A 24,416-nucleotide genomic window follows, 5' to 3' on the forward strand; every position below is an offset into this window, starting at 1 on the left:
GCCCACACCCACGATGTCGGCGCGATCGACGGCCTCGAGGCGATCCTCGCAACGCGCGGCGCCGGGCTCGGCACCCGCCCCGGCGAGGCGCCCACCGATTGGCTCTCGTCGGTCGACGGCGCCGATACCGCGCTCGCCCATTATGACGCCTCCGCCGTCGCGGTCGGCCAGCACGGCGCGGTGCTCCGCATCAAAGGGCAGGGCGTCGTGGCGCCCGCCGTCCCGCGGGCCTTCGAGAGCTGGCACATCTATCGCCTGCGCGCCGCCTTCCGCATGTACCATCGCGGCAGCGATCCCGCCGGCGACACCGTCACCGTCGGCGTCGTCTGGCTCGACCGGAACAAGAAGCCGATCGGGACCGCGACCTTCGAGGAGATCCGCATCCTCGACGTGCCGGCGCGCTATGTGGCGGGGCCGTTCCACATGGCCCTCGATGCGGGCGAGGGGGTCGAGGCGGTCGCGCCGAACGGCACCGTCTATGCCCGGCCCTTCGTGCGCAGCTTCTCGGCCGACGCCGTCCTCGATGTCGAGGTGATCGAGACCGTCGACACCTGGGATCTCGTCACCTGGACGCCGAGCCTCGTCGGCGCCACCAACGCCGTCGCAGCGCTCGATGCCTCCGTTTCCGCGCTCGCCGCCGAGACGACGGCGCTTGCCGAGAAGATCGACCTCGCGCCGCGCACCGCGCGCCTCACCGTGCCGAACAACGCCGTCGTCGCGGTCGCGCTCGGCGCGCTGACGATCGGCCGCCTCGGCATCACCGGCCCGACCGACGCGCTGTCGGGCGATCTACGCATCAACACACCGGAAACGGGCCTCGCCAAAGCCTGGGGCCTCGGCGGGGTCGAGCTTGCGACCGGCGCCCATTCCGGCACGACCGGCGATCCCGGATCCGTCACCGTCAGCCTCGACGCGCCCGAGCGCCTCCTCGTCGAGAACCGATCCGGATCGACCTTGACCTTCATCACGACGCTCGTGGGGTAACGGCAGATGACCAATCTGACAGCGCGCACCAACGCCGACTTCTTCGCGGCGCTGCGCATCGGCGACGAATACACCCGCGGCCGTCTCGACGATTGGAAGATCGTCATGATGATCCGCGAGAGCGCCGACGCGGCCGGCTTCCTGCACGCCGTCTCGACGACCGGCGGCGGGCTCACGATCACCGATCCCGTCGGCCGGACCGTCGAGATCAACATTCCGATGGAGACGATCGAGGCGATCGGCGTCGGCCGCTACGTCTACGACCTCCAGCTTCAGAACAAGACGACCGAGGTCCGATCATCGACCCCGACCGGCGACTTCGAGATCGTCCAGGGCATCTCGCGCTTCGGAGACCTCGCATGAACGTGCCGATCACCAAGATCGCGATGGAGCGGACCGGCCGCGACGGCCTCGGCGTGATCACCGGCGACGGTGCGCCCGATCCCGCCGCCGGCCGCATCGGCGAACTCTATATCGATCTCGCGAACGTCAACCTCTACGGCCCCAAGAGCGGGCTCGCGGGGTGGGGCGGTCCGACCTCGCTCGCCGGCAACAGTTGGTCGCCCGTCATCGCGGCCGAGGATGACGGCGCGCGGTCCGTCCTGAAGGTCGTCGATTGGGTCGGCGGACAAGGGACGAAGCCCGCGTCGCCGGTCTATATCGGATCAAGCGGCCTTGTCTCGGACATCGCCGATGCGTCCAATGTGCGCGGTGCGCAGGGCGAGGCGACAGCCGCGCAAGGCGCGAAAGCCGATACCGCCGTTCAGCCGGGCGACCTCGCCGCGGTGGCGACGACGGGTGACGCGGCCGAGCTTTCCGGAACGCTTGCCGCCGCTCGGCTCGACGTCGCCGCGACACGCTCGCACCTCAAGGTGTTCGACGATTGCGTTTTCCTCGAGGAGTTCGGCGGCAAGCCGAACGACGGCTCGGCGGCGCAAGTCGCGGCGAACGATGTCGCTCTTGCGCAGGCCCTCGCGACGGGGCGGCCGATCATCCTGAATGAAGGCATTTGGTATGTCTCGGCGCCGCAGACCGTTCGCGATCAGAATGCCGTCACGATCCGCGGCCGCGGATGCCTCAGCACCCGCTTCGTCGTCACCGATCCCGACATCACCCTCTTCGACATCGCGCATAGCGAGACGCCGGCCCGAACCGACTGGATGATTTGCGACATCGGCGATTTCGGGATTTCGTTTCTGGGCGCCGGCATCGCCACGACGGGCCGCGCCTTCCGGCTCGAGTCCATCCTCGGCGGTCAGATCTCGAACATGCGGATTGAGGGCTATCACATTGCCTACGATCTCGTGTCGTGCGGCCACATGCAGCTTCACAATCTGCAATGCCAGTGCCCGTGGGAGGGAACGGGGACCGGTATCCTCACCGCCTACGCGACCTTCATCTTCCGCGAGAAGGGTTTTAAAGGCAGCTTCGGCCACTTCATGAGCAATTGCGAGGTGTGGGGCGGTGCCGGGGTGGAGAACGTCATTCTCATTCACGGCAATGATGGGCTTTACGTCACCAACTGCCACTTCAACAAAGCGAAGTACCACCTCCATCTGTGGCCGAACCAATTGGATGGAGCCGAGGAGGTGCACAACAAGCGGATTTTCTCGATCCGCTTCAACCAGGTCTATTTCGACGCGGACGGTGCGGACGTCGCCGGCCCGAAATTCTACGTTGAAAGCTCGGGATCGGCGGCGAACACCAACGACATCAGCCGCATCTCGTTCAACGGGTGCGAGATCCGCGGCGGCGCCGGCGCCTGGCGCTTCAACACCGCGCCGGGCGGCCTTCAAGGCTTATGGCGCATCGAGCTCGTGAGCTTCAGCGACTGCGAGTTCGGCGGGCAGACCGCCGCGCCGATCGACCTGAGGGTCGGGCCGGGCTTCAGCGCCAAGACGCTCTTGCAGGATTTTCGGATCAGCGGGGGCTTTGCGTACAGCAGCAACACCGCCGAGGAGGTCGCGATCCTCGCCGGCAAGGGCGCGCTCTTCTCCGACTTCAAAGCGCGCGGTACTTACGCGATCGGCGTCCGGATCGCCTCCGACAGCGTCGGCAACATCGTCGACGGTTTCTATCACAACCTCTTCACGCCCGGATCGACGCCCACCGTCGTCGATGCCGGGGCCGAAGCGGCCACCATCGGCAGCGTCATCAAGGCGGCCGCCTGAGCGCTCGGAGACATCATGATCACCACCAAGGTCGAACTCACGCCGGTCAACCAGAACGGCGAGGACGGGCGCACGATCGTCTCCGGGCGCGGCAGCCCGGCGCTCGCCGTCGGCCGCCTCGGCGACTTCTTCTATGACACGCTGAACGGCTATTTTTACGGGCCGAAGACGTTCGCCGGTTGGGGCGTCGGAACGCGCATCGGCCAGCAGGGTTGGACGCCCATCCCCGGCATCGCCAATGATGGCGGGCGGCGCGTCCTTCAAGTCGTCGACTGGCAAGGCGGATCCGGCGCGAAGCCGGCCACCCTCGGCTATCTCGGCAGTGCCGGCATCGTCTCCGACATCGCCGAAGCGATCGACGTGCGCGGCGCGACCGGCGATCCGACCGCCGCGGAGATCGTCACCCTGATCGCCGATGACGAACCCGCGCAAACCGGGCTCCTCGATGCGCTCGGCGTCGACGCCTCGATCGACCGCGTCAAAATCTTCGACACCCGCACCCAATCGCCCGTTCTCGCCGAGGTCGATCCCGCCGGGGCCATCGTGCGGCAAGTCTTCGAGAACCGGCCGCGCGCCAACCAGTTGGACGTGACAAAGGTTCTGACGCGAGCGACCTATGCGGGCGTTCCGATCATCGACACAGATCGTCGGATCGTGGGGTTCGTGTCGGCCGGCGAGCCGAGCCAAGCGGCCTATCCCGAGGACGATATCCGCGCCTTCGCGCCGGGGATCGATCTCACCGGCACGATCGACGAGAGCGCGGCGCTGAAGGGCGCCCACGACGCGGCAGCCGCGGCCGGCCTCACTTCGCTCTATATCGAAGGGCCGATCAACGCGCCGAGCGCGATCTTCCTGGGCGATGTCCATTTCCGGACGCGCACCGGCAAGGGCCGCCTCATCGGCACCTATCGCAAGCGCGTGATCCCCGAGACCGCGGCACCGCTCGCGGCGCTCAACGATGTCGTGCCGGAGACGCACCTCGCGGCCTGGAACGCGGCCGTCGCAGCGGCGACGCCGAGCGCCCCCGCGATCCTCTGCTACATGAGCGATAGCTGGGGGCAGCCGAACCAGCTCGTCGGCGCAACGTCGTATTTCGAGGAGCTGCTCCGCCAGGCGCTTTGGGCACAGTATGGGACCAAGGCGCTCGACGGCAGCATCGTGATCGTGAACCGCGCGATCGGCGGGTCGACGTGGCTCGACGCCGCCGGGGTCGGCAATGCCGCGTCCGTTCCCGGCTGGTATCTCGATCCGGAGGCCGACTGGCTCGACTACGTCACCACGCTCGACCTCACCGGCGACGGCCTCACCGCCGCCGAGGCGCCGCACCTCGTCATCCTCGCCTTCGGCATGAACCACGGCGCCGTGATGGAGGCCGCGACCTTCGACGCGATCGAGCATGTCGTCGACACGGTGCAAGCGATCTCGCCGGCGCCGGACGTCCTTCTCGTTCCGGGCACGGTCCCGTCCTCGATGTCCCCGACGCGCGGGGCGAAGGTGGCGCAAGAGGCGCGCGCCAGCATGGCCGGCATCGTCCGCTCGGTCGCCGCGATGCGTGGGCTCGGCGTCATCGATTTCGGTCGCCAGTTCGACGCCGCCCATTGGGGGTTCGATCCGCGGCTGCCGTCCTTCCAGCGTGTGCGCGACGCGAACGCCGCAATCACCCTGCCTTACGCCTGGCCGGAGGAGACGAGCGACTTCGCGATCAACATCACCGTGCCGGACACCGATGCCGCCTTCTGGGCGACCGGCGACGGCCTTCTCACCGTCACGCTTTCCTCGGTGCCCGGCAACGTCCTCATCCTGGAGCGGGATAGCGGGACCGGAAACATCGCCGTCACGGTTAACGCCTGCACCGGGCGGACGTCGATCCCGCGAACCGTGACCGAACTCGCAGGCCATGTCGGCTATGGCGGGGTTCTCAGCATCACGGCGCGCGGGCCCTCGCTTTACGTCATGTGGCGCTGGTCGGTCGTCCTCAATCGGCCCGTCATCCGCGGCGGCGGCCAGTTCACGCCGACGATCGGCTTCGGCGGCGCGTCGATCGACGTGACCGCCAATATTGTGGCGCGCGCGAACCTTCCGGCGGTCAACCCATACCTCACCGATGCGGAGGCCTGGGGCAATGACGGCACCGATGCCGGCGATATCGGCGGCAACGACGAGAACCATCTGTCCGAGCCCGGCCGCTCCGAGATCTTCGCAAAACTCTTTCATTCCACCCGGTTCAGGTGACGAATATGCTGGTTTTTCAGGTCAACACGGCCGCCCCCGAGGGCGCCGACATCCTCGTCGAGGACGATCTCCTCAAAGGCGCGAACAATGGCGTCCCGTGGCTCGTGCATATGGGCTGGCAAGGCAGCTATGGCGGCGAGACGCCCGTTCCGGACGGCGCCGTCGTCTCCAATATGGCAGGCCCCGACAACTCTAGCGTCGCGGTGCCGTTCGGTCAGCCGATCATCGCCGGGGGCGGGCTCGACTTTTCGACGGTCGACCGGTCCGGGACATATCTCACGATCCCGCCTTCGGTCTCCACGGCGATCGCCGATGCCGGGCAGGAGTTCCTGGTCTGCCTTTATCTGAAGCTGCCCCTCGAATCGGAGTGGGCGCAGATCGCCGGGCAGGCGCGGACGATCTTCTATTTCTGCGACTCGGGAAACTATCTCACCATGCCGGATATTCTGACGATCCGGCTTACCGGAAGCGGCGGCGTCGAGCAGATCCTCGCCCACCGGCAGACCGCGCTCGGCGAGTTTAATGCGCTCCTCGCGATGTCCCCGCTTGACCCGGCTGCTCATGGCGAAGTCGCGCAGCTCGCTTTCTGGCGGGATGGAGAGAAGGAATATTTCTCGATGAAGACGACGCCCACCGGGCGGATCACGCGGTCTGCCGCTGCTGGTGTCGACAACTTCAACGCGATCTCCGGGCTCACCGGCAAGATCGGCCTCACGCCGACATGGCCCTCGCCATTGTCCGGGCAGGACCTCGAAACGCGAAAATTCCGCTTCTATCGCGGCTTCGTCGAGATCCCGAGCGTCTCCGGCCGCGATCCGCTCGCCGTCCTCGACGAGGATTGGAGCCGGAATATCGCCGAGTTCGGCTGAACCGCATCAGGCGACAATGTGCCAGAGCACCCCTGACGGATCCCAGAGATAGGCGATACGCATCCCCCAAATTTGCATCGTCGGGGGACGAGGCGGGGTCACGCCGAACTCGCTCGGCAGGTCGAGTGTCTCGATATGGTGCCACCATGTATCAAGATCCTCGACCATGAGCTGCAGCATCAGGTTCTCGGCGAGCGCCTGCGTGTAAAAATCCTGCAACAGGAATGAAAACTCGCCCCGCTCATTCGCGAGTTTAATCAGTGCGATCTGCTCACCGAGATGCATCACCTCGAAGCCGAGTGTCCGATAAAAATCCTGGCTCTCCTGGAAATTGCGGGCCGGAACGAACGGCCGCATGCTGACGACGGCTGAGGCGAGATCATTCGAGGCCATACAGAACATCCCATCTGAAGTGGCAAAGCGGGCGCCGATTTCGCCCGGAGTATGGGTATCGCGGATCAGTCAGGATTGACGCAACGCAATCAGTTAAACCGCATGCGGGTGCTTTCAGTTCATCCGCAGTGTTTCGGCCCATTGGATTCGCTTAGGACGGCTGAAATCGCCGAGTTCGGCTAGGCCCGCCCTTCCTGGTGGCCCACGATGTGCCAGAGCACCCCGGCCGGATCCCAGAGAAAAATGACGCGAAGATCTCGCGTCATCGACTTCGGAGGCTGTGGTGCGTTCACGTCGAATTTGGTTGGCAATTCGAGAGCAACGATATGCCGCCACCAGCCATCGAGATTTTCGACGAAGAGTTGTATCATGGCGTTATGAGCGAACTCTTCCGTATAGAAGTCCTGCAATAAAAACGAGAAAGCGTTAGACTTTCTATCCAATTTGACGAGCGAGATCTGTTCGCTAAGAGGCCACACTTCGAAGCCAAGTGCGCGATAAAAATCCTGGCTCTTTTGGTACTGTAACGCGGGCACAAACGGCCGCATGCTGATGACGGTCGAGGCTAGGTGGTTCGGGGCCATAGCCCATCCCTTTCAATCGCCGACATTGCCGTCGGCATAGGTATCGCCGATGCCTATGCCGACCATTTGTGCCAGTCGGTTCGGATAGCGACTTGCGAGCCACCGATCCGAAACTGCGCACTTCAAACTTGAGTTCCGCCTAGTCGCCTCACTCGGCGCGGCTGAACCGGCACATCCCCACGACATGAGGTCAATTCTATGGCTGCCGCATCTGCGCAGAAGGATCCCCTATGGCCTGGCATCAGCGAGGCCCGGAAGGCGGCAATCCTCGCCGCGGGCGTTCCGCGCGGCTCGCTCGCTCACCTCGAGTATTTCAAGCTCTGGGACGGCGAGCGCGAGATCCCCGGCCCGCGCCACAATCCGCTGATCGTCGCGCTCGGCAAAACGGGCCAGATCACCTGGTGGAACAACGACGATGACGCGTACTGCGCCGCCGTCCTCAACGGCGTGATCGTCGTCGCCGGCGGCGTCAGCACCAAGTCGGCGCTCGCCCGCTCGTTCGCCGAGAACGGCTATGGGACGACGCTCGCTTATCCCGTGCCGGGCGCGATCTTCGTCCAGCCGCGCAACGGGATCGATTCGATCTTCGGCCACACCGGCCTCGTCGATCACGTCTCGGCCGACGGCAAGCGGATGACGGTGATCAACGCCAACGTCCAGAACATGATCAAGTTCTCGACCTATCCGGTCTCCTCGGCGCTGCCCGGCGGCTTCATCTGGCCGGAGGGGATCCCGATGACGGAGGCGGCGCGGGCGGCCGCCGAGGCCTATCGGAAGGGAACGGGCCGCCCGACGGCGATCGGCGCGCCGGCCGACGCGAGCGTGCGGATGCGGGCGCTTCTCGTGACGGGCATGTCGGGCGAGGACGTGCGCGAGCTCCAGCGGCGGCTCGCGCGTCTCGGGATCAAGCCGGCCCTCTCGGGCACCGGCTATTACGGGATCAAGACCGAACAGGCCGTCACCAACTTCCAGCGCGAGAACGGGGGTCTCGACGTCGACGGCGTTGCCGGGCCGGCGACGCAGCGCGCGATCGAGGTTGCGCTCGAGGCGCACGAGACGAAGGCGGCGCAGGAGAGGGCGGTCGCGAAGTCCGCCGCGCCGATCGCGACCGCCGGCGCGGCCGGAGCGGGCGCCGTGATCTCTGTCGTGAACGAGGCGAAGGGAACGCTCGACACCTTCGGCTCGATGGCCGCCACGGTCGGGCCGCTCGGCGAGATCGCCGTCGCCGCGGTGCTCGCGGCCGGCATCGCGGTCGTCGGCTATCTCGTATGGCGCAAGGTCCGCGGCCGCCGTGTCACCGAGGCGCCGGCATGAGCGCGCTCTTCCTCCTCCTCGGCGGCTGGCGCGGTCTCCTCGGCATCGCCGCCGGCGTCGCGATCGGCGCGAGCTCGGGCTATCTCGCGGGTCGCTGGGCGGAAAGCCACGCCACCGCCGCCAAGATCGAGGCCGCGCTGTCGGCCGCCATTCTCCAACAATCCGAGGTCGACAATGACGCATTGGACGCGACGAACCGCGCGCGCCGTGACGCTGCTCGCGATGCTGACGCTGGGCGCCTGCTCGACGACGACGGCTTCCGGCGGCCTTAGCTGCCGCGCCTTCGCCCCGATCACGTGGAGCCCGGCCGACACGCCGCCCACGCTCCGCCAGGTGAAAGAGCACAACGCCGCCTATGGAGCGCTCTGCCGATGACCGACGCCGAGACGCGAGAGGTTCGCGAGGAATTGCGGGATTTCAAATCGCAGTGGCACGCCGCACAGGAGAAGCGCGCGCGGGATTTCTGGACGAGCTTTCGTTGGGTGGTGGGCCTCGGCGCGAGCCTCCTCGTCTCGTTCCTCCTGTGGGCCTGGTACGTCACGACCGGGGCCGGGGACGGGAAAGAGGCGGTGATCCGTGTGGAGGCCGTCCAGAAGACCGCCGACGCCAATGCGCAGGCGCTCGAGGCGATGCGGCTGACGATCGACAAGCGGGCCGGGCACGAAACGCGGATCACCGTGCTCGAGGATCGCTATGGGCGGATCGAGAACTCGCTCGAGGCGATCCTCAAGGAGGTGCGGCAGGAACGGTGAAAAAAGCTTTCGTTGGGAGGCCGATTTCGCAACAAAATATCTGAAGGGGCGTCGCGTGGCCGAGCGGGAACTCAGCGGCATGGGATGGCTGCCCACGTTACTGGATCACTCTGCGTACGTCCGGCCGCGGATCCTGCTGCAAATACCCTTCCCCTCGGGGGTCGGGCTTTTCGTGTGAACGGCCCGATGTGGGGTGTCCCGATTCTTTGCGCGCGACAGAGGTCGCACGCGCTAGCCCGTCAACGGGCGCCGCTTCTTCGCTGGCGTTCCCGCGCTTCCTGTTTCCTGCCGCAAAAGGCTGTAAGGGATCAGGCTCCGACGTGCGGCGGATTCGCTGGGTGTATCGAGACCACCACCAGGACGGCCGTTCGAATAGCCTCCTACGGCATGTCGAGGCATCATGCCTGGTGTGGCTTTCGTCGGCCGACATGTTTTCCACATGCTAAGAAACGATGTTCCTGTAAAACAAAAAAGCTCTCTTTGTTCTTGTAACACGAAAATCCATGAGCTAGGCTGTTATCGTGTTCAAATCAGTGAGGCGCTATGGGCCGGCCAAAGGCGAATAAGCCAAGAAATTCAAATATTAACGTTAGGCTTACCGCCGAAGAGCGCGCGACATTTGATGATGTGGCTGCTAATCTCGGCTTTGCAAATGTCAGCGAGTATATCCGCTTTTTACACAACCAGCGTGTTGGGGAGACCGTTCAGACGCCCGCTGCGGGAAACTTCAAGACCCGCTACCACAAGCGCCTAATGCGGTCCTTCCACAAGACGAGCCTTGGTGAAATGATCTGGGGAGATTCACGTGCGTATTTGTTTAACGGGACCAAGCCGGAAAGTGTGGACCTTATTATGACGAGTCCGCCCTTTGGGTTGGTGCGCAAAAAGAGCTACGGCAACGAAGATGCTGACGAATATTGCAATTGGTTTCGGCCTTTCGCCGAAGGCTTCAAGCGGGTTCTGAAAGATGACGGCAGCCTGGTAATCGATATCGGCGGCGCGTGGATTCCAGGAAAACCTACGCGCAGCCTCTATCACTTCAAGTTGCTGGTGATGCTTGTTGAAGAGTACGGATTCCATCTGTGCCAGGAGCATTATTGGTGGAATCCGGCAAAATTGCCGACTCCTGCCGAATGGGTAAACGTGCGGCGGGTGCGGGTTAAGGACGCTGTCAACACTGTCTGGTGGCTGTCGAAAACTCCGTTCCCAAAGGCCAACAATCGCCGTGTTCTAGCGCCCTACAGCAAGTCGATGCAGGACCTGCTGCGCAACGGTTATGTTGCCAAGCTGCGCCCATCTGGGCACGACATATCTTCCAAGTTCCAGAAAAATAACGGCGGTTCCGTCCCACCCAACCTACTCGCCATCGCCAATACGGAATCAACGAGTCGCTATCAGGAGTATTGCCGGGACAACAACATCCCGATCCACCCGGCCCGTTTTCCGCCTCAATTGCCCGAATATTTTATTCGGTTCCTGACAGAGCCCGGCGATGTCGTGCTCGACCCGTTCGGCGGTTCGTGCATGACCGGTGCTGTTGCAGAAGTGCTCGGTCGCCGATGGGTTTGCTGCGAGATGTCCGAAGAATATCTGGATGGCGCACTGGCTCGCTTTAAGCCGAGTCCGGCGCCACTGCTCAAAGACCGCCCGGCAAGCTACGAGATTGCCCCACCATGTGCTGTCCCTGCCGATGATGCTGATACACCGCTCTTTTCCGATGGCGGGGCCAAGCGCCCGCTGCGCGTCACGGAAGAGCAATCAGAGTCGAAGCCCAAGCGTCGAGCCCATGCGGCTGTTTGAGCGTCTCGAAATCGACACTGAAGGGTGCCGGCGCATCGGGATCGATCCGCGCTGGCGCATGGCGGGAGAGCGCGACAAGTGAGCGCGAGAGCAATGGCGCTGTCGCATCGGTCGGCGCATAGCTTCGGCCATACCGTACGACCTGATCGACGGCTTCTCGGAAGCGCGTCGTTGCCGTGTCGCCGGCGATGTATTTGACTTCGACGACTGCCGCGACCGCATCCTGATCGCGGTCCACCACGATCAGGTCGGGCCGTTCCGTGCCGGTATTTATCCCGTAGGCTTGCAAGATTGCCCGCACGCGAAGTTCTGAAGGCTCGAGTGGCGGCGGCTGATGATACCCGGTGATTTGCTGCCAATAGATCGCAAACCTTCCGGCCGTCACGATAGGTCCGGAGAACTTCGCGCCCAGCAGGTGCAAATGCAGCGATTCCCCTGTCGCTTGAGCAAGCGCCTCGCCGATACTCAGGCCCACCGCCAGTTCAAACCGTCGCCAGTCTTCCAGTGGCGCGATCAGCGCTGACCGCGCAACACGGTCCATCGCATCCGCCTCCCCGCGTTCCAACCCCTGCAACAGTCGGTAGGCATCTACCGCAAGGCGATAGACTTGTCGCCGTGACCGCGCAGCGTCGCGGACCGACGCCGCATTGGGGCGATGTCCCAGCGAAACGGCCCGCAGCGGTTCGCGTAGCGCGTCGATCTTCTGTACACTACGAATGTCCGTCTGTGCCTTTTCAATTGTCGGTAGGTAAGGCGAGTCGGCACCCTGCCAGCTGAAAAGCCGCGCCGTATAGGACGCGGCCTCGCGCAGCACCCAGGCTAGCAGCAGGTTCGGCCCGGTATTGAAGCTCCGGACCGGCTCATGCGTGACCAGCGCCGAGGGGATACCGGACTGCTGCCGATAGAACCAGGTGCGGCGCGCGTCGAGGCGACCCCGCGCCACTGCGTCATCCACCCGTTCCCGATAGGACAGCAAAGCCTGCGTTTCATGGGGATGCGCAAGCAGGTAGCCCGTCAGATGCCGGACCGGTGCCGAAACCGCCCAGTGCCCCTTCAGGATATCGACATCCCGGCGCTGATCGAGGCGCGGAGCGGCACCTTCGATAGCAGCACCACTGCGGAAATATCTCAGCAGCAATCCCGCCGTATGATCGACAATCGCTGCATCCAGGCTCATCAGATCGCCACGCCTTCCAGCCGGCGTGTCACCCGATCGGCATCGGCCCCTGTCAGCGCAAAAGCCGCGATCACAGCGTCAGCGATATTACGGGCATCCTGAAGCACGATGCCGTCCAGCATCGGCAGCAGCACCATGTCAATTGCATCGATTGCGGCAGCGCGCAGCGCAGGATCAGCCGGCCCGAAGAAAATGGCGCCGGGGGCAATCTCGCGGATTGCCTTGATTGCATCGATGATCGGGGCCGGGCCGATAACGCGGACAGCGTTGATTGCGTGCCACACATCTGCCAGCGGACAAACCGCGCCCGCCGGCGGCGCGACCTGTGCGGCATCGAGTGTCGCCAAATAGGTCGCGATGAATCCGGCAAGATCAGTCGGGGCATCAACATAGACCCAGCCGAAACGGCGGCTCAGCGCATAGGACATCTGGTAAAGTGATGCCTTATCGATAGAGTTGATCGTCGCGATCAGCCGCCAGGCCGGACCGGGGGCAAATTCATGTGCGCCCGCCCCCGCCTTGGGACGGGGCAGGATAACGTAGGGCTGACTGTCTTTGTCGCTCAGGTCGGTTCGGTAGGGCAACGTGGTGTGCTGCCCTGAAAGCACCGTAAAAAGCGGGCCGATCACCTTGTCGATGTCGCAGCGGTTCATCTCATCGATGATCAATGGCTGGTCGAAGGAGCGCAGCAGAATACCTGGCACGAAATCCACGTCTCCGCCGCCGATGGGTTGGTAGCCTCCGATGATGTCCTGCGAACTCCAGTCTGAGGACCCTGTGACAAGCGTCCATTGACCGCCCGGCAGGCTGCTGGCGATCCATCGGGCCAACGAAGTTTTGCCCGTGCCGGGCGGGCCGTAGAGCATGATGTGCTGCTTGCCCGACCGCAGCATGGCGTTGATCTGGCGATACACAGATTCGTCAATGCCGAGCAGGTCCGGGTTTACCGGGATGTGGATGTTCGCAAAATCAAGCTCTTCGACGGCTTCCGCTTCATCCTCTGCGCCATCCGCCGCAGGTTTTGGCAATGGCCCCGCAGTCGCCCAGGCAGCTTCAATATCCGCATTCAGCTGTTCGGCCGTTGCGTCATCGCTCAGATCATAGACGGGAACCGGCCCGAGAGCCCCATCCTTCGGGTGCACGTGCAGCGCGGCACTGATCGCATCGAGGGCCTCGCCATAGGTCACGGCGCGCTGTGCTCCGTTGACTTCGACCGAAAACGCGTCGGTGCGCGGCCGCAGGCCCAGCAGCGCGGCGAATATATACACTTCCGGGTGCGGCGCGCGGTCAATGCTGCGGGAAAGCACGCCCGTTTTCGGATTGAAGGAGAAGGCATCCGAGGACGATCCGGCCGCAAGTGGTCCGTGAAAAACGAAGAGCAGATTGACTTCGAAATCATCAGAACGGCGGAAGGCTCCCTCGTCGGTCTGAATCAGCGGCAGGATGCGGACAGCCAGCCCCGCTTTGTCGCCTTGGGCGGTGTTCGAGCCGCCGATACCGATTTCCTGTAGCTCGGCGGGCAAACGGGCAACCGTTGCGGCACCGGTGACATCAATATGGAGAAGCAGCCGGGGTGGCTTATTACCGGAGTATTGCGGGTTTCCCCAAAAGCCTGTCGCCTCATCGACGACATGGTTTCCGATGCTGTTGCCGCCTTTGAAGCCAGATCGAGAGAACTGAAAATTAAAATCACTCAGGAATGTATTCAGACGGCTGAAAACAGTCTGCCTGTTCTCCGTTCCTGTTGCCATTACTGCGCTCCTGCCGCCTGTTCTTGCTGACGGCCGTTTTAGTAAATTTTTTGTACTCGGGCCAACGACTCCGCCGAGCACGACTCTAACAAAAAGAAATCCGTTTGGGATTCCCGAATCTTATCAAGTGCTAGGCGAAGGCACATAGCTCGGGACGAGGGCGCTGCAGGCTCAACTCGAGGTCAGTTCAAGCACCGGGATGCCGCACGCCAGGAATATCCACAGTCCCGAAAACCCGCCCGGTGGGCGACCCAGTCGGTGACCCGCCAACAGGTTCCTCGCTAACCCCGAGGGTCAGAACACCGTCCACTGCTGCGATCTCGGGCGGAAGCGAAAGCCGCACCGTATTCCCATCCGGCCACAAGCCCACCGAAGTCGCCGGAGCGTCCGGCCCATGCGCCCATACCTGCAAAATACGCCCGGCCGGTGCCGCGCCTCGCGTCCGCGTCAGAATCACCTCGTCCGAAGATTTATCGACGACCGCAACCACCCTGAAGTCACCCGTGTCCGACACGATCTCGGCCGCATAAAGCGGTCCGGAGGGCGGCGACGCCCGATCCGTGACGAACACGGCCAAGAGCGCGAGCGCGACGATGCCCGCGGCGCCCAGCGCCTGCCGTGCGCGAACCCGGCGCCAGAAGGCCGGCCGGGCTTTCACCGGCGAGACCGCAGCGAGAACCGCCCGCTTCGTCGCGGGCCGCGGCGGGACCGGCGGCAGGTCGTCGCCGAGCGCGGAGAGGCGGACCTCCCAATCCGCCACACGGCGCGCAAAGGCGGTGTCCTCGGCCGCGCGGCGGCGGGCGGTCTCCAGCGCGTCGCCGGTCAGCATTCGCAGCGCGAACTCTGCGGCGAGCATGTCGTCGTCGTCGGGATCATGCTCCTGCATCATCGCGACATGCACTCCTTCAGCTTCGCGAGGCTGCGGCGGAGCCAAGTCCGCATGGTGTTGAGTGGGATCTCGAACGTGTCGGCGAGCTCTTGGTATGTCTTTCCGTCAAAATAGGCACCCGTCACGGCTTTGCGGCGGTTCTCCTCGAGCTCGTGAAGGCAGACGGTCATCCGCGCCGCTTCCGACGTCGCGACGGCAGTGTGCTCGGGATCGGCGCCCGGTGCCACCAGGCGGTGATGAACGTCGGCGAGATCGTCGTGGGTGCGGCGCGCGCGCAACCGGTCGATCGCCGCGTTGCGGGCGATCGTGATCAGCCACGTCATCGGGGAATGGCCGTTCACCTGATAGCGGTCGGCGTTGTTCCAGATCTTGACGAAAACCTCTTGCAAGGCGTCCTCCGCTTCATCGCGGTTTTTGAGGACACGAAGGCAGACCGCCAAAAGTTTCGCCGCCGTCGCATCATAAAGTCGACCGAACGCATTTCGGTCGCCGAGTGCGGTCCGTGCGATCAGGTCCTCGATGGTGGCCTTGCCGTCTGTGCTCATGAAATCCGGGCGGCGGTCAAACAATGCGCGTTCTTATCGTCTCTGTGCACCATGAGGATAACAATAGCGGACGCGAAGTCCTGTCCGAACGTCCGCGGCGTCACGCCGCTGTGATGGGAGCGCGCCTCCAGGCGAGGGGATCGCAATTCCCCGTCCGAATTCCAGGAAAACCGGAGCGATCGATAGCGGACGGGCAACAATCTGCGGGGCAGAGGAGATTTTTTTGCCTCGCGGGTGAAACTCAGCGGCCGCGTCCTCCGTGCCTAGGGGCAGCCCGCATTCGGGCCGAACGCTTCAACGGAGAATCGACATGACGATCCGCACCCTTACCCTCGCCGCCGCGGTGATGGCCGCCACCGGCGCCGCCCATGCCGACGATCACGGCGACCTCATGGGCTACGCGCTCGCCGGTGACGGCATGACACTCGTCACCATGGCGAGCATCGCCGACCCTGGCGCCATCGAGACGCACGAACTCGCGAACCGCCTCGACGCGATTGCCTACCGCCCGGTCACCGGCGACCTTCTCGGCTTCTCGCGTGAGGGGATGATCTACTCGGTCGATCCGCTTTCCGGGACGGTCACCGATCTCGGCGCGTCTTTCGCCGATGATGCGATGATCTCCGGCGCGGCTGTCGCCTTCGACTTCAACAACGCGATCGACGCCGTTCGCCTGGTCGGCTCCGACGGGGCCAATCTCGTCTACTTCCCGGCGGATTTCGGTGACGAGAAGGCCGGCAAGGTCATCCGTTTCACCGATGCCTATTATGGAGAGGGCGACGCGAACGCGGGCACCGAGCCGCTGATCTATGCCAACGCCTACACAAACGCGGTCGAGGGCGCGAAGGCCGGCAGCACGGCCCAATATGCGCTCGACGCGCGGACGAACGCGCTTGTCTCGCTCGCCAACAATGACGGGACGCTGGCGACGATCGGCGCCGTGACCGTCGACGGTGAGCCGGTCGACCTCGTGAGCGGCGGCGGCTTCGATATCTATTCGCCCCAGGAGGGGACCGACGAAGCCTATGCGATCCTGCAGATCGACGGCAGCGGGACGTCCGGCCTCTACAGCATCGATCTCGACACCGCAGAGGCGACGTTGCTGGCGGACCTCGGGATGGTCGGCATCTCGGGCTTCGCGGTGTCGCAGAGCGGCATGTAAGACCTACGGCCGGTGGCGCGCACGCTCATGTGCGCGTCACCGGCTTCCTCAGTCCGATGCGGCCGAACTCGTTTCGGCGTTGGATTTATGCGCGTACGCGACATCCGGCGGACCCGCCAGGAGCGCGCCTTCAGCGGCGGATCCGGCCCAGGCCTCGGCGACGGAAACGACGCCCGGGCGGGGCATTCAAAGTTTGGCAGTCGGCGCTAACCCCTTGAAAAATCAAGAGGGGGTTGGCACCGACAAAATGACCTAATCCGTTGAATGACAACGGGTTTCACTGGATTAGCAAACCGTCGCCTTCAGCTTCTCGGCCACGGCCATCGATCACCTTGCCAGGCCAGTCGCAGGGCGCGCGTCGATGCGAAAGGTGCGATCGATCACGGATCTCTCGCGATCGTCGCACCGAGAGGCGTGAATTATGCGCGGGCGCGTTGGCCGAAGAGGACCGATTGGGCGCCCTTGTCGGTCGCGAGATTGTGGCGCTCGCGCTCCTCCTTGCCGAGAGCCATGCCGCGCTGCACTGCGGGGCGGGCCGTCACGGCGTCGAGCCAGCGCTTGACGTTGTGGAACTCGCCGATGTCCATCTTCTGTCGTTCCCAGCCGCTCGCCCAGCCGACGCACGCCATGTCGGCGATCGAATAGTCGCCGCAGATGAACTCGCGGCCGTGCAGGCGCTTGTCGAGGACGCCATAGAGGCGGTGCGTTTCGTCGGTGTAGCGCTTCTTGGCGTAGGGGAGGTCTTCCGGCGCGTAGACATTGAAGTGGTGGTTCTGGCCGAGCATCGGGCCGAAGCCGCCCATCTGCCACATCAGCCACTCGTCCACCTCGACGCGGCGGCGTTCGTCGGTCGGATAATATTTGTCGAACTTGCGGCCGAGATACTGAAGAATGGCGCCGGATTCAAAGACCGAGATTTCGCGCCCGTCCGGGCCGTCATGGTCGATGATCGCGGGCATCCGGTTGTTGGGGGAGATCGCCAGGAACTCCGGCTTGAACTGGTCGCCCTTGCCGATGTTCACATAGATGACGTTGTAGGGAACGCCGAGCTCCTCCAGCATGATGGAGATTTTCCAGCCGTTCGGCGTCGGCCAATAATAAAGATCGATCGGTTTGTCGCTCATCCGGCGAACTCCTGGTTTGCCCCACGCGGAACGTGGGGCGAAGAGACCGGCCGGACAATAGGTGCTATGTCACGTGTTGACGAGCCCGCATGATCGCGGGCTCGTTGATCGGGTCAGCGCGCCTCGATCAGCGCGTCGCAGACGAGGTGCGCCTCTTCGTCGGTGAGGTCCGGGCCCATCGGCAGGCTCAGAACCTCGTTGGACAGACGCTCCGACACGTCGAGCCGCTCGTTGCCGCTGAGGAGGCCGCTGAACGCCGGGTGGCGGTGGAGCGGGATGCGGTAGAAGAGGGCGGTGCCGATTTCCCGGGCGCCCATCGCCTCGCGCACGCGGTCACGCTCCGGCACGGTGATCGTGTAGAGCGCCCAGGCCGAGCGCGTCGCCTCATCATCGGCCTGCGGCAGGCCGACGAGGCCCTTGAGACGCGAGGCGTAGAGCGCGGCGATCTCGGCGCGGCGGTTCAGCTCCGCCTTGAAGACTGACAGCTTGGACAGAAGGATCGCGGCCTGGATCGTGTCGAGCCGCCCCGTCATGCCGATCCGCATCGCCTCGTCGCCGTCGCCCTGGCGGCCGTGCGTGCGGATCTGGCGAACGGCGCTCGCGAGGTCGTCGTCGTCGGTGAGGATCGCGCCGCCGTCACCGAACGCGCCGAGCGGCTTCGTCGGATAGAAGCTGACACAGGTGATCGGGGCGAGGGCACCGACGCGGGCGCCGTTCGACACCGCGCCGAAGCTCTGCGCCGCATCGGCGATCATGGGAAGGCCGTGCGCATCGGCGGCGGCCTTGATCGCCGCATAGTCGGCAGGGCGGCCGAACAGGTCGACCGGCATCACCGCGCGGGGCGTGAGGCCACGGCTCTTGGCGTCGGCGACGGCCGGCCCGATCGCGTCGGCGTCCATGTTGTAGGTCGCCTCGTCGACATCGACGAACACCGGCGTCGCGCCGACCGAGATCACCACGGCGGCTGTCGCCGAGAAGGTGAAGGCCGGAACGAGAACCGCGTCGCCGGCTCCGATCCCCATCGCCATCAGCGCCATGATCAGCGCGTCGCGCCCGGAGGAGACGCCGATCGAATGCTTGACGCCGGCGAATGCGGCGAGCTCGCTTTCGAGTTCGGCGACCTCCGGTCCGAGCACGAACTGGCCGTGGTCGAGGACGCGGGCGATGCGTCGGTCGATGTCGTGGCGGAGCCGCGTTTGCTGACGCTTCAAGTCGAACAGCGGGATCGGCTGGGTCTCGGTCGCCGGAACCCGTGCAAGAATGGCAGTCATAGTTCGACCTCTACGCAGTCAGCTGGAGCTTGGGGTTGGCAAGGGCCGCACGGATGCGGTTCGCGACGGCGAGTGCGGCCGCACCGGCCCGCCCGTCGACGCGGGGTGTCGCCTCGCCAAGAGCGGCGCGCACGAACTCGTCGATCTCGAGACCGAGATTGTCGTGCGCGGCCGGCAGATCTTGAGGCTCCGCACGGCCAGCGGTCGTGCGGGTCAGCGTGCCGGCGGCGAGATCGGCGCACCAGGAGCCGGTCGCGTCGTCGACATGGAGGGTGCGCTGGGTCGCCTCGGAGAGGCGGCTCGCGGAGAGTTCGGCCGTGACGCCGTTCGCGAAGCGAAGGTGCGCCTCAGCCGCTTCGCTTTCCCCACGGGCGCTGATCTCGCGCACTTGGGAACCGGCGAGGCTGATCGCAAGATCGATATCGTGGATCATGAGATCGAGAACGACATCGGCCGTCGGCGGCACCGGGCGCGGCATGTTGAGCCGGCGCGCCACGATGTGGCGCACGCCCGACACGCGCTCCGACAGCGCCTGAAACAGCACGGAAAAACGCTCGATATGGCCGACCTGGAGGATGACCCCGGCGCGGTCGGCCGCGGCGATGAGGTGCGCGGCGTCGGCATCGCTGGCGGCGATCGGCTTTTCGATGAAGAGGTGCGTCTTCGTCGCGATCAGCCGGTCGGCGACGCTGCGGTGCCATTCGGTCGGCACCGTGATCACCGCGGCGTCGACGTCGAGCGCGGCAAGGTCGGTCTCGACCGCCGCGCCGCACGTCGCGGCGACGGCCTCCGCGCGGGCGCGATCGCTGTCGACGACCGTCACGCGGCCCACACGCGGATGCTGACTGAGATGGCGGACATGGTGGCGGCCGAATGAGCCGGTGCCCACCACACCAACGTGAATCAATTGCATGCCAAGTGAAGTAGCATGCAGAACGCAACGAAGGAGTTACCAGAAACGGTCTCGGGGCCGAAACGCGCTCAATTGCTGTTGCAGCACGTTACACCGGCTGGTTTCCAAATTCCGAACGGGCGAAAAATGCCGGAAACCCTGGATTTTTCGATGGCTCGAGCGGCGTGGCGGCCAGAGCACACTCAACCCATCTCAGGCAACTAAAGACCACTTTTTTCCGCCTCGAAAGGCAAAAGCGATCACGCCGCGTCATAGTCCACCGCAATGGCGTCCGTGGTGGGCCGCGCCTGGCAGGTGAGGATGAAGCCGTCATCGACTTCGTCCGGGCGCAGCGAATAGTTGAGCGCCATCGTGACGGCTCCGGCGGTGAGCTTCGCGCGGCAGGTGCAGCACATGCCGCCGCGGCAGCTATAAGGCACGTCGAGCCCGGCCTCGATCGCCGCTTCGAGCACCGTTTCGCCCGGCCCGAGGGTCAGTTCACTCGTGACACCGTCGAGGGTGACGGACAGCCGCGCGGCCGGCGTCTCGCTCGTCCTCGGGTTGGCGGTGGCGGTGGCGGCGGTTCGGCGGGGCGGGCCGTCCTCGGTGATGAAACGTTCGACGAGGATCGACTCCGCCGGCGCGCCAAGCCGTGTCAGCGTCCCGATCACGCCCTCGAGGAAGTCGGGCGGGCCGCACAGCACGAAATGGTCAACGGTGGCGATCGGCACCACGTGGCGCATGAAGGCCGCGACCTTCTCCCCATCGATCCGGCCGTTGAGGGCATGAACGTCCTGCGCTTCGCGCGACAGGACATTGTGGACCGACAGGCGGTCGATATAGCGGTCCTTGAGGTCCTCGATGGCATCGCGGAAGAGGATCGAGCGCGAGGTCTGGTTGCCGTAGAACAGAAAGACGCGCGATTCCGGCTCCCGCACCAGGACGGTGCGCATTTGCGAGGCGACCGGCGTGATGCCGGAGCCCGCCGCAAAGGCGACGATGGTGCGCGGCCCAGCCGCTTCGGGCAGCACGAAGCGGCCGGCCGGCGGCATCACCTCGATGATTTCGCCCGCCTTCAAGGTCGCATTGGCGAAGGCGGAGAAGAGCCCGCCATCGACGCGCTTCACCGCGATGCGCCACTCGCCCTGATCGAGCCCCGAGGCGATCGAATAGGACCGGCGCACCTCTTCCCCGTCGATCGTCTTGCGCAAGGTGAGATATTGACCGGGCGCATAGCGAAAGCGCTCTACGAGATCGTCCGGCACCTCGAAGGCGATCGAGACGGCATCGTCCGTCTCGCGCCGCACGTCGCGGATGCGCAAAGGATGGAAGCGGGGGCGCAGGGCCGTTTCGGTGACGCCCGCGGCGTCGATCGTCGGATCTAGTGGCATTTGAAATAGTCGAACGGTTCGCGGCACGCCTCGCAGCGATAGAGCGCTTTGCAGGCGGTTGAGCCGAACGCGGAAACGAGGGCGGTCTCGCTGCTCCCGCAATGGGGGCAGCGGATGTCGTCGCCGGCGCCGAACAGCGCGCCACGGCGGCCTGAGCGGGCCGGCGGCGCGATCCCGTAGGCGGCGAGCTTGTTGCGGCCGTCCTCGCTCATCCAGTCGGTGGTCCAGGCCGGGGAGAGGGTGGTTTCGACGGCGACGTCGTGAAATCCCGCCTCCCGCAGCGCGAGTTCGACGTGCAGCGCGATCATGTCCATCGCCGGGCAGCCGGAATAAGTCGGCGTGATCGTCGCGATGATGCGCCCATTCTCCTCGCGCACGGACCGCAAGACGCCGAGATCGGCGATGGTGAGGACCGGCACCTCGGGATCCGTCACCGTCGCGGCGGCGGTCCAGGCCCGCTCTTCGGCGGCCGAGCGGGTCGAGGACGGCGCGGCGCTCACCAGCGCTGCCCCGGATAGGCGCGTTGCAGATGCTGCATCTCCGCGAGGAGAAAGCCGAGATGCTCGGTGTGCCGGCCGCTGCGCCCGCCGGTCTGCCGGCCGGGGCGGTCGGGGAGGGGAAGGCCCGACTCGTCGAAGGCGGCCTCGATGGTATCGCGCCAAAGGGGCTCGATGGCGGCGGGATCGGCCGCGACGCCCGCCTCGATCGCCGCGGCGAGCGTCGCGTCGGTCTCGAACAGCTCGCCGCCATAGGGCCAGAGCGCGGCGATCGCCGCATCCATCCGCGCTTTGCTCTCTCCGGTCCCGTCACCGAGGCGGACGAACCAGTCCCCGGCATGGCGCACATGATAGCGCGCCTCCTTCTCGGACTTCTCGGCGATCGCGGCGAGGGTCGTGTCGCTCGACGTCATGAGCGCCTGCCACAGCGGGAGCGCGAAGGCGGAATAAAGGAGCTGGCGCACGATGGTGTGGGCGAAATCGCCATTCGGCCGCTCGACCAAGAGGGCGTTCAGATAGTCGCGCGTGTCGCGCCGATAGGCGTAATCGTCCTCTGTGAGGCCGTCGCCGTGGAGGGTCGCGGCGTGCTGATAGAGGGCGCGCGCGGCGCCGATATGGTCGAGCGCGATGTTGGCGAGGGCGATGTCCTCCTCCAGCATCGGGGCGTGGCCGGCCCACTCGGACAGCCGGTGGCCGAGGATGAGCTGATCGTCGGCGAGCCGGAGGAGGTAGGTGAGGTGGGGCGAAAGGCCTTTCAGCGCGAGCGTTGTCATCGCGGCCTCACATATTCTCGATGTCGTCCGGGATGTCGTAAAAGCTCGGGTGCCGGTAGGCCTTGGAGGTCGCGGGCTCGAACAGCTCGTCCTTGTCGGCCGGATCGGACGCGGTGATTGCGTTCGAGGGCACGACCCAGATCGAAAGGCCTTCGCCCCGGCGGGTGTAGACGTCCCGCGCCGCCTGGAGGGCAAGGGCGGCGTCGGCGGCATGGACCGAGCCGACATGCCGGTGCGCCATCCCGTTGCGGGTGCGGATGAAGACCTCCCAAAGGGGCGTCAGCCCGGACATAGTCTCGTCTCCCGACATCCTCATGGGCGTTTCGCCCGGTTCGTTCGCGCGTCCGCCTCAGAGCGAGGACGCGTCGGCCGCCCGGCTCGCGGCCATCACCTGCCGGTAGACGCTGAGCCGGTCGGCGACCTGCCAATGACCGGCGATCCGCATCCCGTCGAAGCGATAGATCGTGGCGCCGGACATCGTGATCGACGCCCCTGTCGCCGGAAGACCCGGCAGCTCGCCGAGATGGGTGCCGCGCCAGGTCCACCACACGGCGACTTCGTCCCCCTGTTCGATCGCGCCGACGACGGTGAAGGCCTGGTCGGGCGCGGTGGCGCGCGATTGGAGGAGGCGGTCGCGAAAGCCCTCGCGCGTCAAAGTCTGTCCCTCCCACGGATCGCCCGGATCGTGGGCGATGGTATAGCGCTCGGCGATATGCTCCTCGATCGCGCCGGGATCCCCCTTCGACCAGGCCCGGTCGATGAAATCGAGAAGGGCGTCGATGCGCGGCGAGCGGCCGACGCCGTCCATGGTCAGGCCGCGATCGGCTCGGCGGCGCGCGCCTTGCGCTTTTCGGCGTGGGCGAGCGCCGCCTCGCGGACCCAGGCGCCGTTCTCCTGCGCGGCCTTGCGCGCGGCGATCCGATCGGCATTGCAGGGCCCGTCGCCGGATAGGACGCGCTTGAACTCCTCCCAGTCGATCGGCCCGATCTGCCAATGGCCGGTCTCCTCGTCGAGGCGGAGGTCGGGGTCGGGGATGGTGAGGCCGATCCGGTGCGCCTGCGGCACCGTCGCGTCGATGAATTTCTGGCGCAGCTCGTCGTTCGTGAAACGCTTGATCTTCCAGGCCATCGACTTTTCCGAATGGACCGATTCGGAGTCGGAGGGGCCGAACATCATGATCGACGGCCACCACCAGCGATCGAGCGCGTCCTGCGCCATCGCCTTTTGCTCGGGGCTGCCGGCGGCAAGGGTCATGATCTGCTCGTAGCCCTGGCGCTGGTGGAAGCTCTCTTCCTTGCAGATGCGGATCATCGCCCGCGCATAGGGCCCGTAGGAGCAACGGCAGAGCGGGATCTGGTTCATGATCGCCGCCCCGTCGACGAGCCAGCCGATCATGCCGATATCGGCCCAGGTGAGCGTCGGATAATTGAAGATCGAGGAATATTTCGCCCGGCCGTCGACGAGCTCGTCCATCATCGCCTCGCGCGATTTGCCGAGCGTTTCGGCCGCGCAATAGAGATAGAGCCCATGGCCGCCTTCGTCCTGCACCTTGGCGAGGAGGGCGGCTTTGCGCCGAAGGGTCGGCGCGCGGGTGATCCAGTTCCCCTCCGGCAACATGCCGATGATCTCGGAATGGGCGTGTTGGGCGATCTGGCGCACCAGCGTCTTGCGGTAGGCCTCCGGCATGAAGTCGTTCGGCTCGATGCGCTCTTCGGCGTCGATGCGCGCCATGAAGCGGGCCTCACGCGGATCGGTGCCGTCCGGCGCGAGGTCGAGGTTGTTCAGCGCCTGCGTGTACATCGCTCCCCTCCATTTCCCCCAACGACAAGATGTGTGACGGATTAT

The 24,416-nt window shown here is 65.2% G+C and carries 25 protein-coding genes; 10 read left to right on the top strand and 15 right to left on the bottom strand.

The genetic code is table 11. The features are described 5' to 3' along the window. The 5 genes from L1787_RS18505 to L1787_RS18525 all read left to right on the top strand — a co-directional run. Positions 1-984, top strand: a 984-nt coding sequence (locus L1787_RS18505; RefSeq protein WP_235706466.1) for a hypothetical protein, incomplete at its 5' end; no start/stop codon positions are given. A gap of 6 nt (positions 985-990) precedes the next feature. Next, positions 991-1,347, top strand: a complete 357-nt coding sequence (locus L1787_RS18510) for a hypothetical protein (protein ID WP_235706465.1) — start codon at positions 991-993, stop codon at positions 1,345-1,347. After that, positions 1,344-3,155: a hypothetical protein gene (locus tag L1787_RS18515; RefSeq protein WP_235710592.1), complete on the top strand. Its 1,812-nt coding sequence runs from the start codon at positions 1,344-1,346 to the stop codon at positions 3,153-3,155. The genes L1787_RS18510 and L1787_RS18515 overlap by 4 nt, the downstream gene beginning before the upstream one ends. Before the next feature lie 15 nt (positions 3,156-3,170). Beyond that, positions 3,171-5,387, top strand: coding sequence for an SGNH/GDSL hydrolase family protein (locus L1787_RS18520; RefSeq protein ID WP_235710593.1), 2,217 nt, complete (start codon positions 3,171-3,173; stop codon positions 5,385-5,387). Positions 5,388-5,392: 5 nt separating this feature from the next. Next, a complete protein-coding gene (locus tag L1787_RS18525) occupies positions 5,393-6,256 on the top strand; it encodes a hypothetical protein (RefSeq protein WP_235710594.1) in 864 nt (287 codons plus the stop codon). 6 nt (positions 6,257-6,262) lie between these two features. On the opposite strand, the gene L1787_RS18530 is transcribed toward L1787_RS18525, so the two are convergent. Beyond that, positions 6,263-6,649 carry a VOC family protein gene (locus tag L1787_RS18530; RefSeq protein WP_235710595.1) on the bottom strand — a complete coding sequence of 129 codons (387 nt, stop codon included), beginning with the start codon at positions 6,647-6,649 and terminating at the stop codon, positions 6,263-6,265. Between the two features lie 179 nt (positions 6,650-6,828). Next, positions 6,829-7,233 carry a VOC family protein gene (locus tag L1787_RS18535; protein ID WP_235710596.1) on the bottom strand — a complete coding sequence of 135 codons (405 nt, stop codon included), beginning with the start codon at positions 7,231-7,233 and terminating at the stop codon, positions 6,829-6,831. 198 nt (positions 7,234-7,431) lie between these two features. Between L1787_RS18535 and L1787_RS18540 the strand changes: the two genes are divergently transcribed. The 4 genes from L1787_RS18540 (at position 7,432) to L1787_RS18555 (ending at position 11,099) form a co-directional block, all read left to right on the top strand. After that, a complete protein-coding gene (locus L1787_RS18540; protein WP_235710597.1) occupies positions 7,432-8,547 on the top strand; it encodes a C40 family peptidase in 1,116 nt (371 codons plus the stop codon). Next, positions 8,544-8,819: a hypothetical protein gene (locus tag L1787_RS18545; protein WP_235710598.1), complete on the top strand. Its 276-nt coding sequence runs from the start codon at positions 8,544-8,546 to the stop codon at positions 8,817-8,819. The genes L1787_RS18540 and L1787_RS18545 overlap by 4 nt, the downstream gene beginning before the upstream one ends. A gap of 99 nt (positions 8,820-8,918) precedes the next feature. After that, positions 8,919-9,299, top strand: a complete 381-nt coding sequence (locus L1787_RS18550; protein WP_235710599.1) for a hypothetical protein — start codon at positions 8,919-8,921, stop codon at positions 9,297-9,299. Positions 9,300-9,842: 543 nt separating this feature from the next. Further along, on the top strand, positions 9,843-11,099 hold the full coding sequence (locus L1787_RS18555; protein ID WP_235710600.1) for a DNA-methyltransferase: 1,257 nt from the start codon (positions 9,843-9,845) through the stop codon (positions 11,097-11,099). Here L1787_RS18555 and L1787_RS18560 read toward each other — a convergent pair. The 4 genes from L1787_RS18560 to L1787_RS18575 form a co-directional block, all read right to left on the bottom strand. Beyond that, positions 11,044-12,276 carry a hypothetical protein gene (locus L1787_RS18560; protein ID WP_235710601.1) on the bottom strand — a complete coding sequence of 411 codons (1,233 nt, stop codon included), beginning with the start codon at positions 12,274-12,276 and terminating at the stop codon, positions 11,044-11,046. The two genes, L1787_RS18555 and L1787_RS18560, sit on opposite strands and share 56 nt — an antisense overlap. After that, the gene (locus L1787_RS18565) at positions 12,276-14,027 is read right to left on the bottom strand and encodes an AAA family ATPase (protein WP_235710602.1); all 1,752 of its coding nucleotides are present in this window, start codon (positions 14,025-14,027) and stop codon (positions 12,276-12,278) included. Before L1787_RS18565 ends, L1787_RS18560 begins: the two co-directional genes overlap by 1 nt. Positions 14,028-14,214: 187 nt before the next feature. After that, positions 14,215-14,916 (bottom strand): anti-sigma factor, encoded by a 702-nt coding sequence (locus L1787_RS18570; RefSeq protein ID WP_235710603.1) that lies wholly within the window; start codon positions 14,914-14,916, stop codon positions 14,215-14,217. Beyond that, positions 14,913-15,461: a sigma-70 family RNA polymerase sigma factor gene (locus L1787_RS18575; protein WP_235710604.1), complete on the bottom strand. Its 549-nt coding sequence runs from the start codon at positions 15,459-15,461 to the stop codon at positions 14,913-14,915. Before L1787_RS18575 ends, L1787_RS18570 begins: the two co-directional genes overlap by 4 nt. A gap of 310 nt (positions 15,462-15,771) precedes the next feature. Between L1787_RS18575 and L1787_RS18580 the strand changes: the two genes are divergently transcribed. Beyond that, a complete protein-coding gene (locus L1787_RS18580) occupies positions 15,772-16,623 on the top strand; it encodes a DUF4394 domain-containing protein (protein ID WP_235710605.1) in 852 nt (283 codons plus the stop codon). A gap of 419 nt (positions 16,624-17,042) precedes the next feature. Here the strand turns inward: L1787_RS18580 and L1787_RS18585 are convergent, their stop codons facing one another. The 9 genes from L1787_RS18585 to paaA form a co-directional block, all read right to left on the bottom strand. Further along, entirely contained in the window at positions 17,043-17,747 is a 705-nt protein-coding gene (locus L1787_RS18585; RefSeq protein WP_235710606.1) for a glutathione S-transferase N-terminal domain-containing protein, read from the bottom strand. Between the two features lie 113 nt (positions 17,748-17,860). Next, positions 17,861-19,018 (bottom strand): DegT/DnrJ/EryC1/StrS family aminotransferase, encoded by a 1,158-nt coding sequence (locus L1787_RS18590; RefSeq protein WP_235710607.1) that lies wholly within the window; start codon positions 19,016-19,018, stop codon positions 17,861-17,863. 10 nt (positions 19,019-19,028) lie between these two features. Next, the gene (locus L1787_RS18595; protein WP_235710608.1) at positions 19,029-19,925 is read right to left on the bottom strand and encodes a Gfo/Idh/MocA family protein; all 897 of its coding nucleotides are present in this window, start codon (positions 19,923-19,925) and stop codon (positions 19,029-19,031) included. A 245-nt stretch (positions 19,926-20,170) separates the two neighbouring features. Then, complete coding sequence (locus tag L1787_RS18600; protein ID WP_235710609.1) at positions 20,171-21,301, bottom strand: 2Fe-2S iron-sulfur cluster-binding protein; 1,131 nt, start codon at positions 21,299-21,301, stop codon at positions 20,171-20,173. Continuing rightward, positions 21,292-21,804: a 1,2-phenylacetyl-CoA epoxidase subunit PaaD gene (gene paaD, locus L1787_RS18605; RefSeq protein ID WP_439648309.1), complete on the bottom strand. Its 513-nt coding sequence runs from the start codon at positions 21,802-21,804 to the stop codon at positions 21,292-21,294. The genes L1787_RS18600 and paaD overlap by 10 nt, the downstream gene beginning before the upstream one ends. Then, a complete protein-coding gene (paaC, locus tag L1787_RS18610) occupies positions 21,798-22,571 on the bottom strand; it encodes a 1,2-phenylacetyl-CoA epoxidase subunit PaaC (protein ID WP_235710611.1) in 774 nt (257 codons plus the stop codon). Before paaC ends, paaD begins: the two co-directional genes overlap by 7 nt. 7 nt (positions 22,572-22,578) lie before the next feature. Then, positions 22,579-22,863: a 1,2-phenylacetyl-CoA epoxidase subunit PaaB gene (paaB, locus tag L1787_RS18615; RefSeq protein ID WP_235710612.1), complete on the bottom strand. Its 285-nt coding sequence runs from the start codon at positions 22,861-22,863 to the stop codon at positions 22,579-22,581. Between the two features lie 57 nt (positions 22,864-22,920). Continuing rightward, a complete protein-coding gene (locus tag L1787_RS18620; RefSeq protein WP_235710613.1) occupies positions 22,921-23,379 on the bottom strand; it encodes an ester cyclase in 459 nt (152 codons plus the stop codon). A 2-nt stretch (positions 23,380-23,381) separates the two neighbouring features. Next, complete coding sequence (paaA, locus tag L1787_RS18625) at positions 23,382-24,371, bottom strand: 1,2-phenylacetyl-CoA epoxidase subunit PaaA (protein WP_235710614.1); 990 nt, start codon at positions 24,369-24,371, stop codon at positions 23,382-23,384. Between the last annotated feature and the right edge of the window lie 45 nt (positions 24,372-24,416).

Source organism: Acuticoccus kalidii, from assembly GCF_021556395.1.
GTDB lineage: Bacteria > Pseudomonadota > Alphaproteobacteria > Rhizobiales > Amorphaceae > Acuticoccus > Acuticoccus kalidii.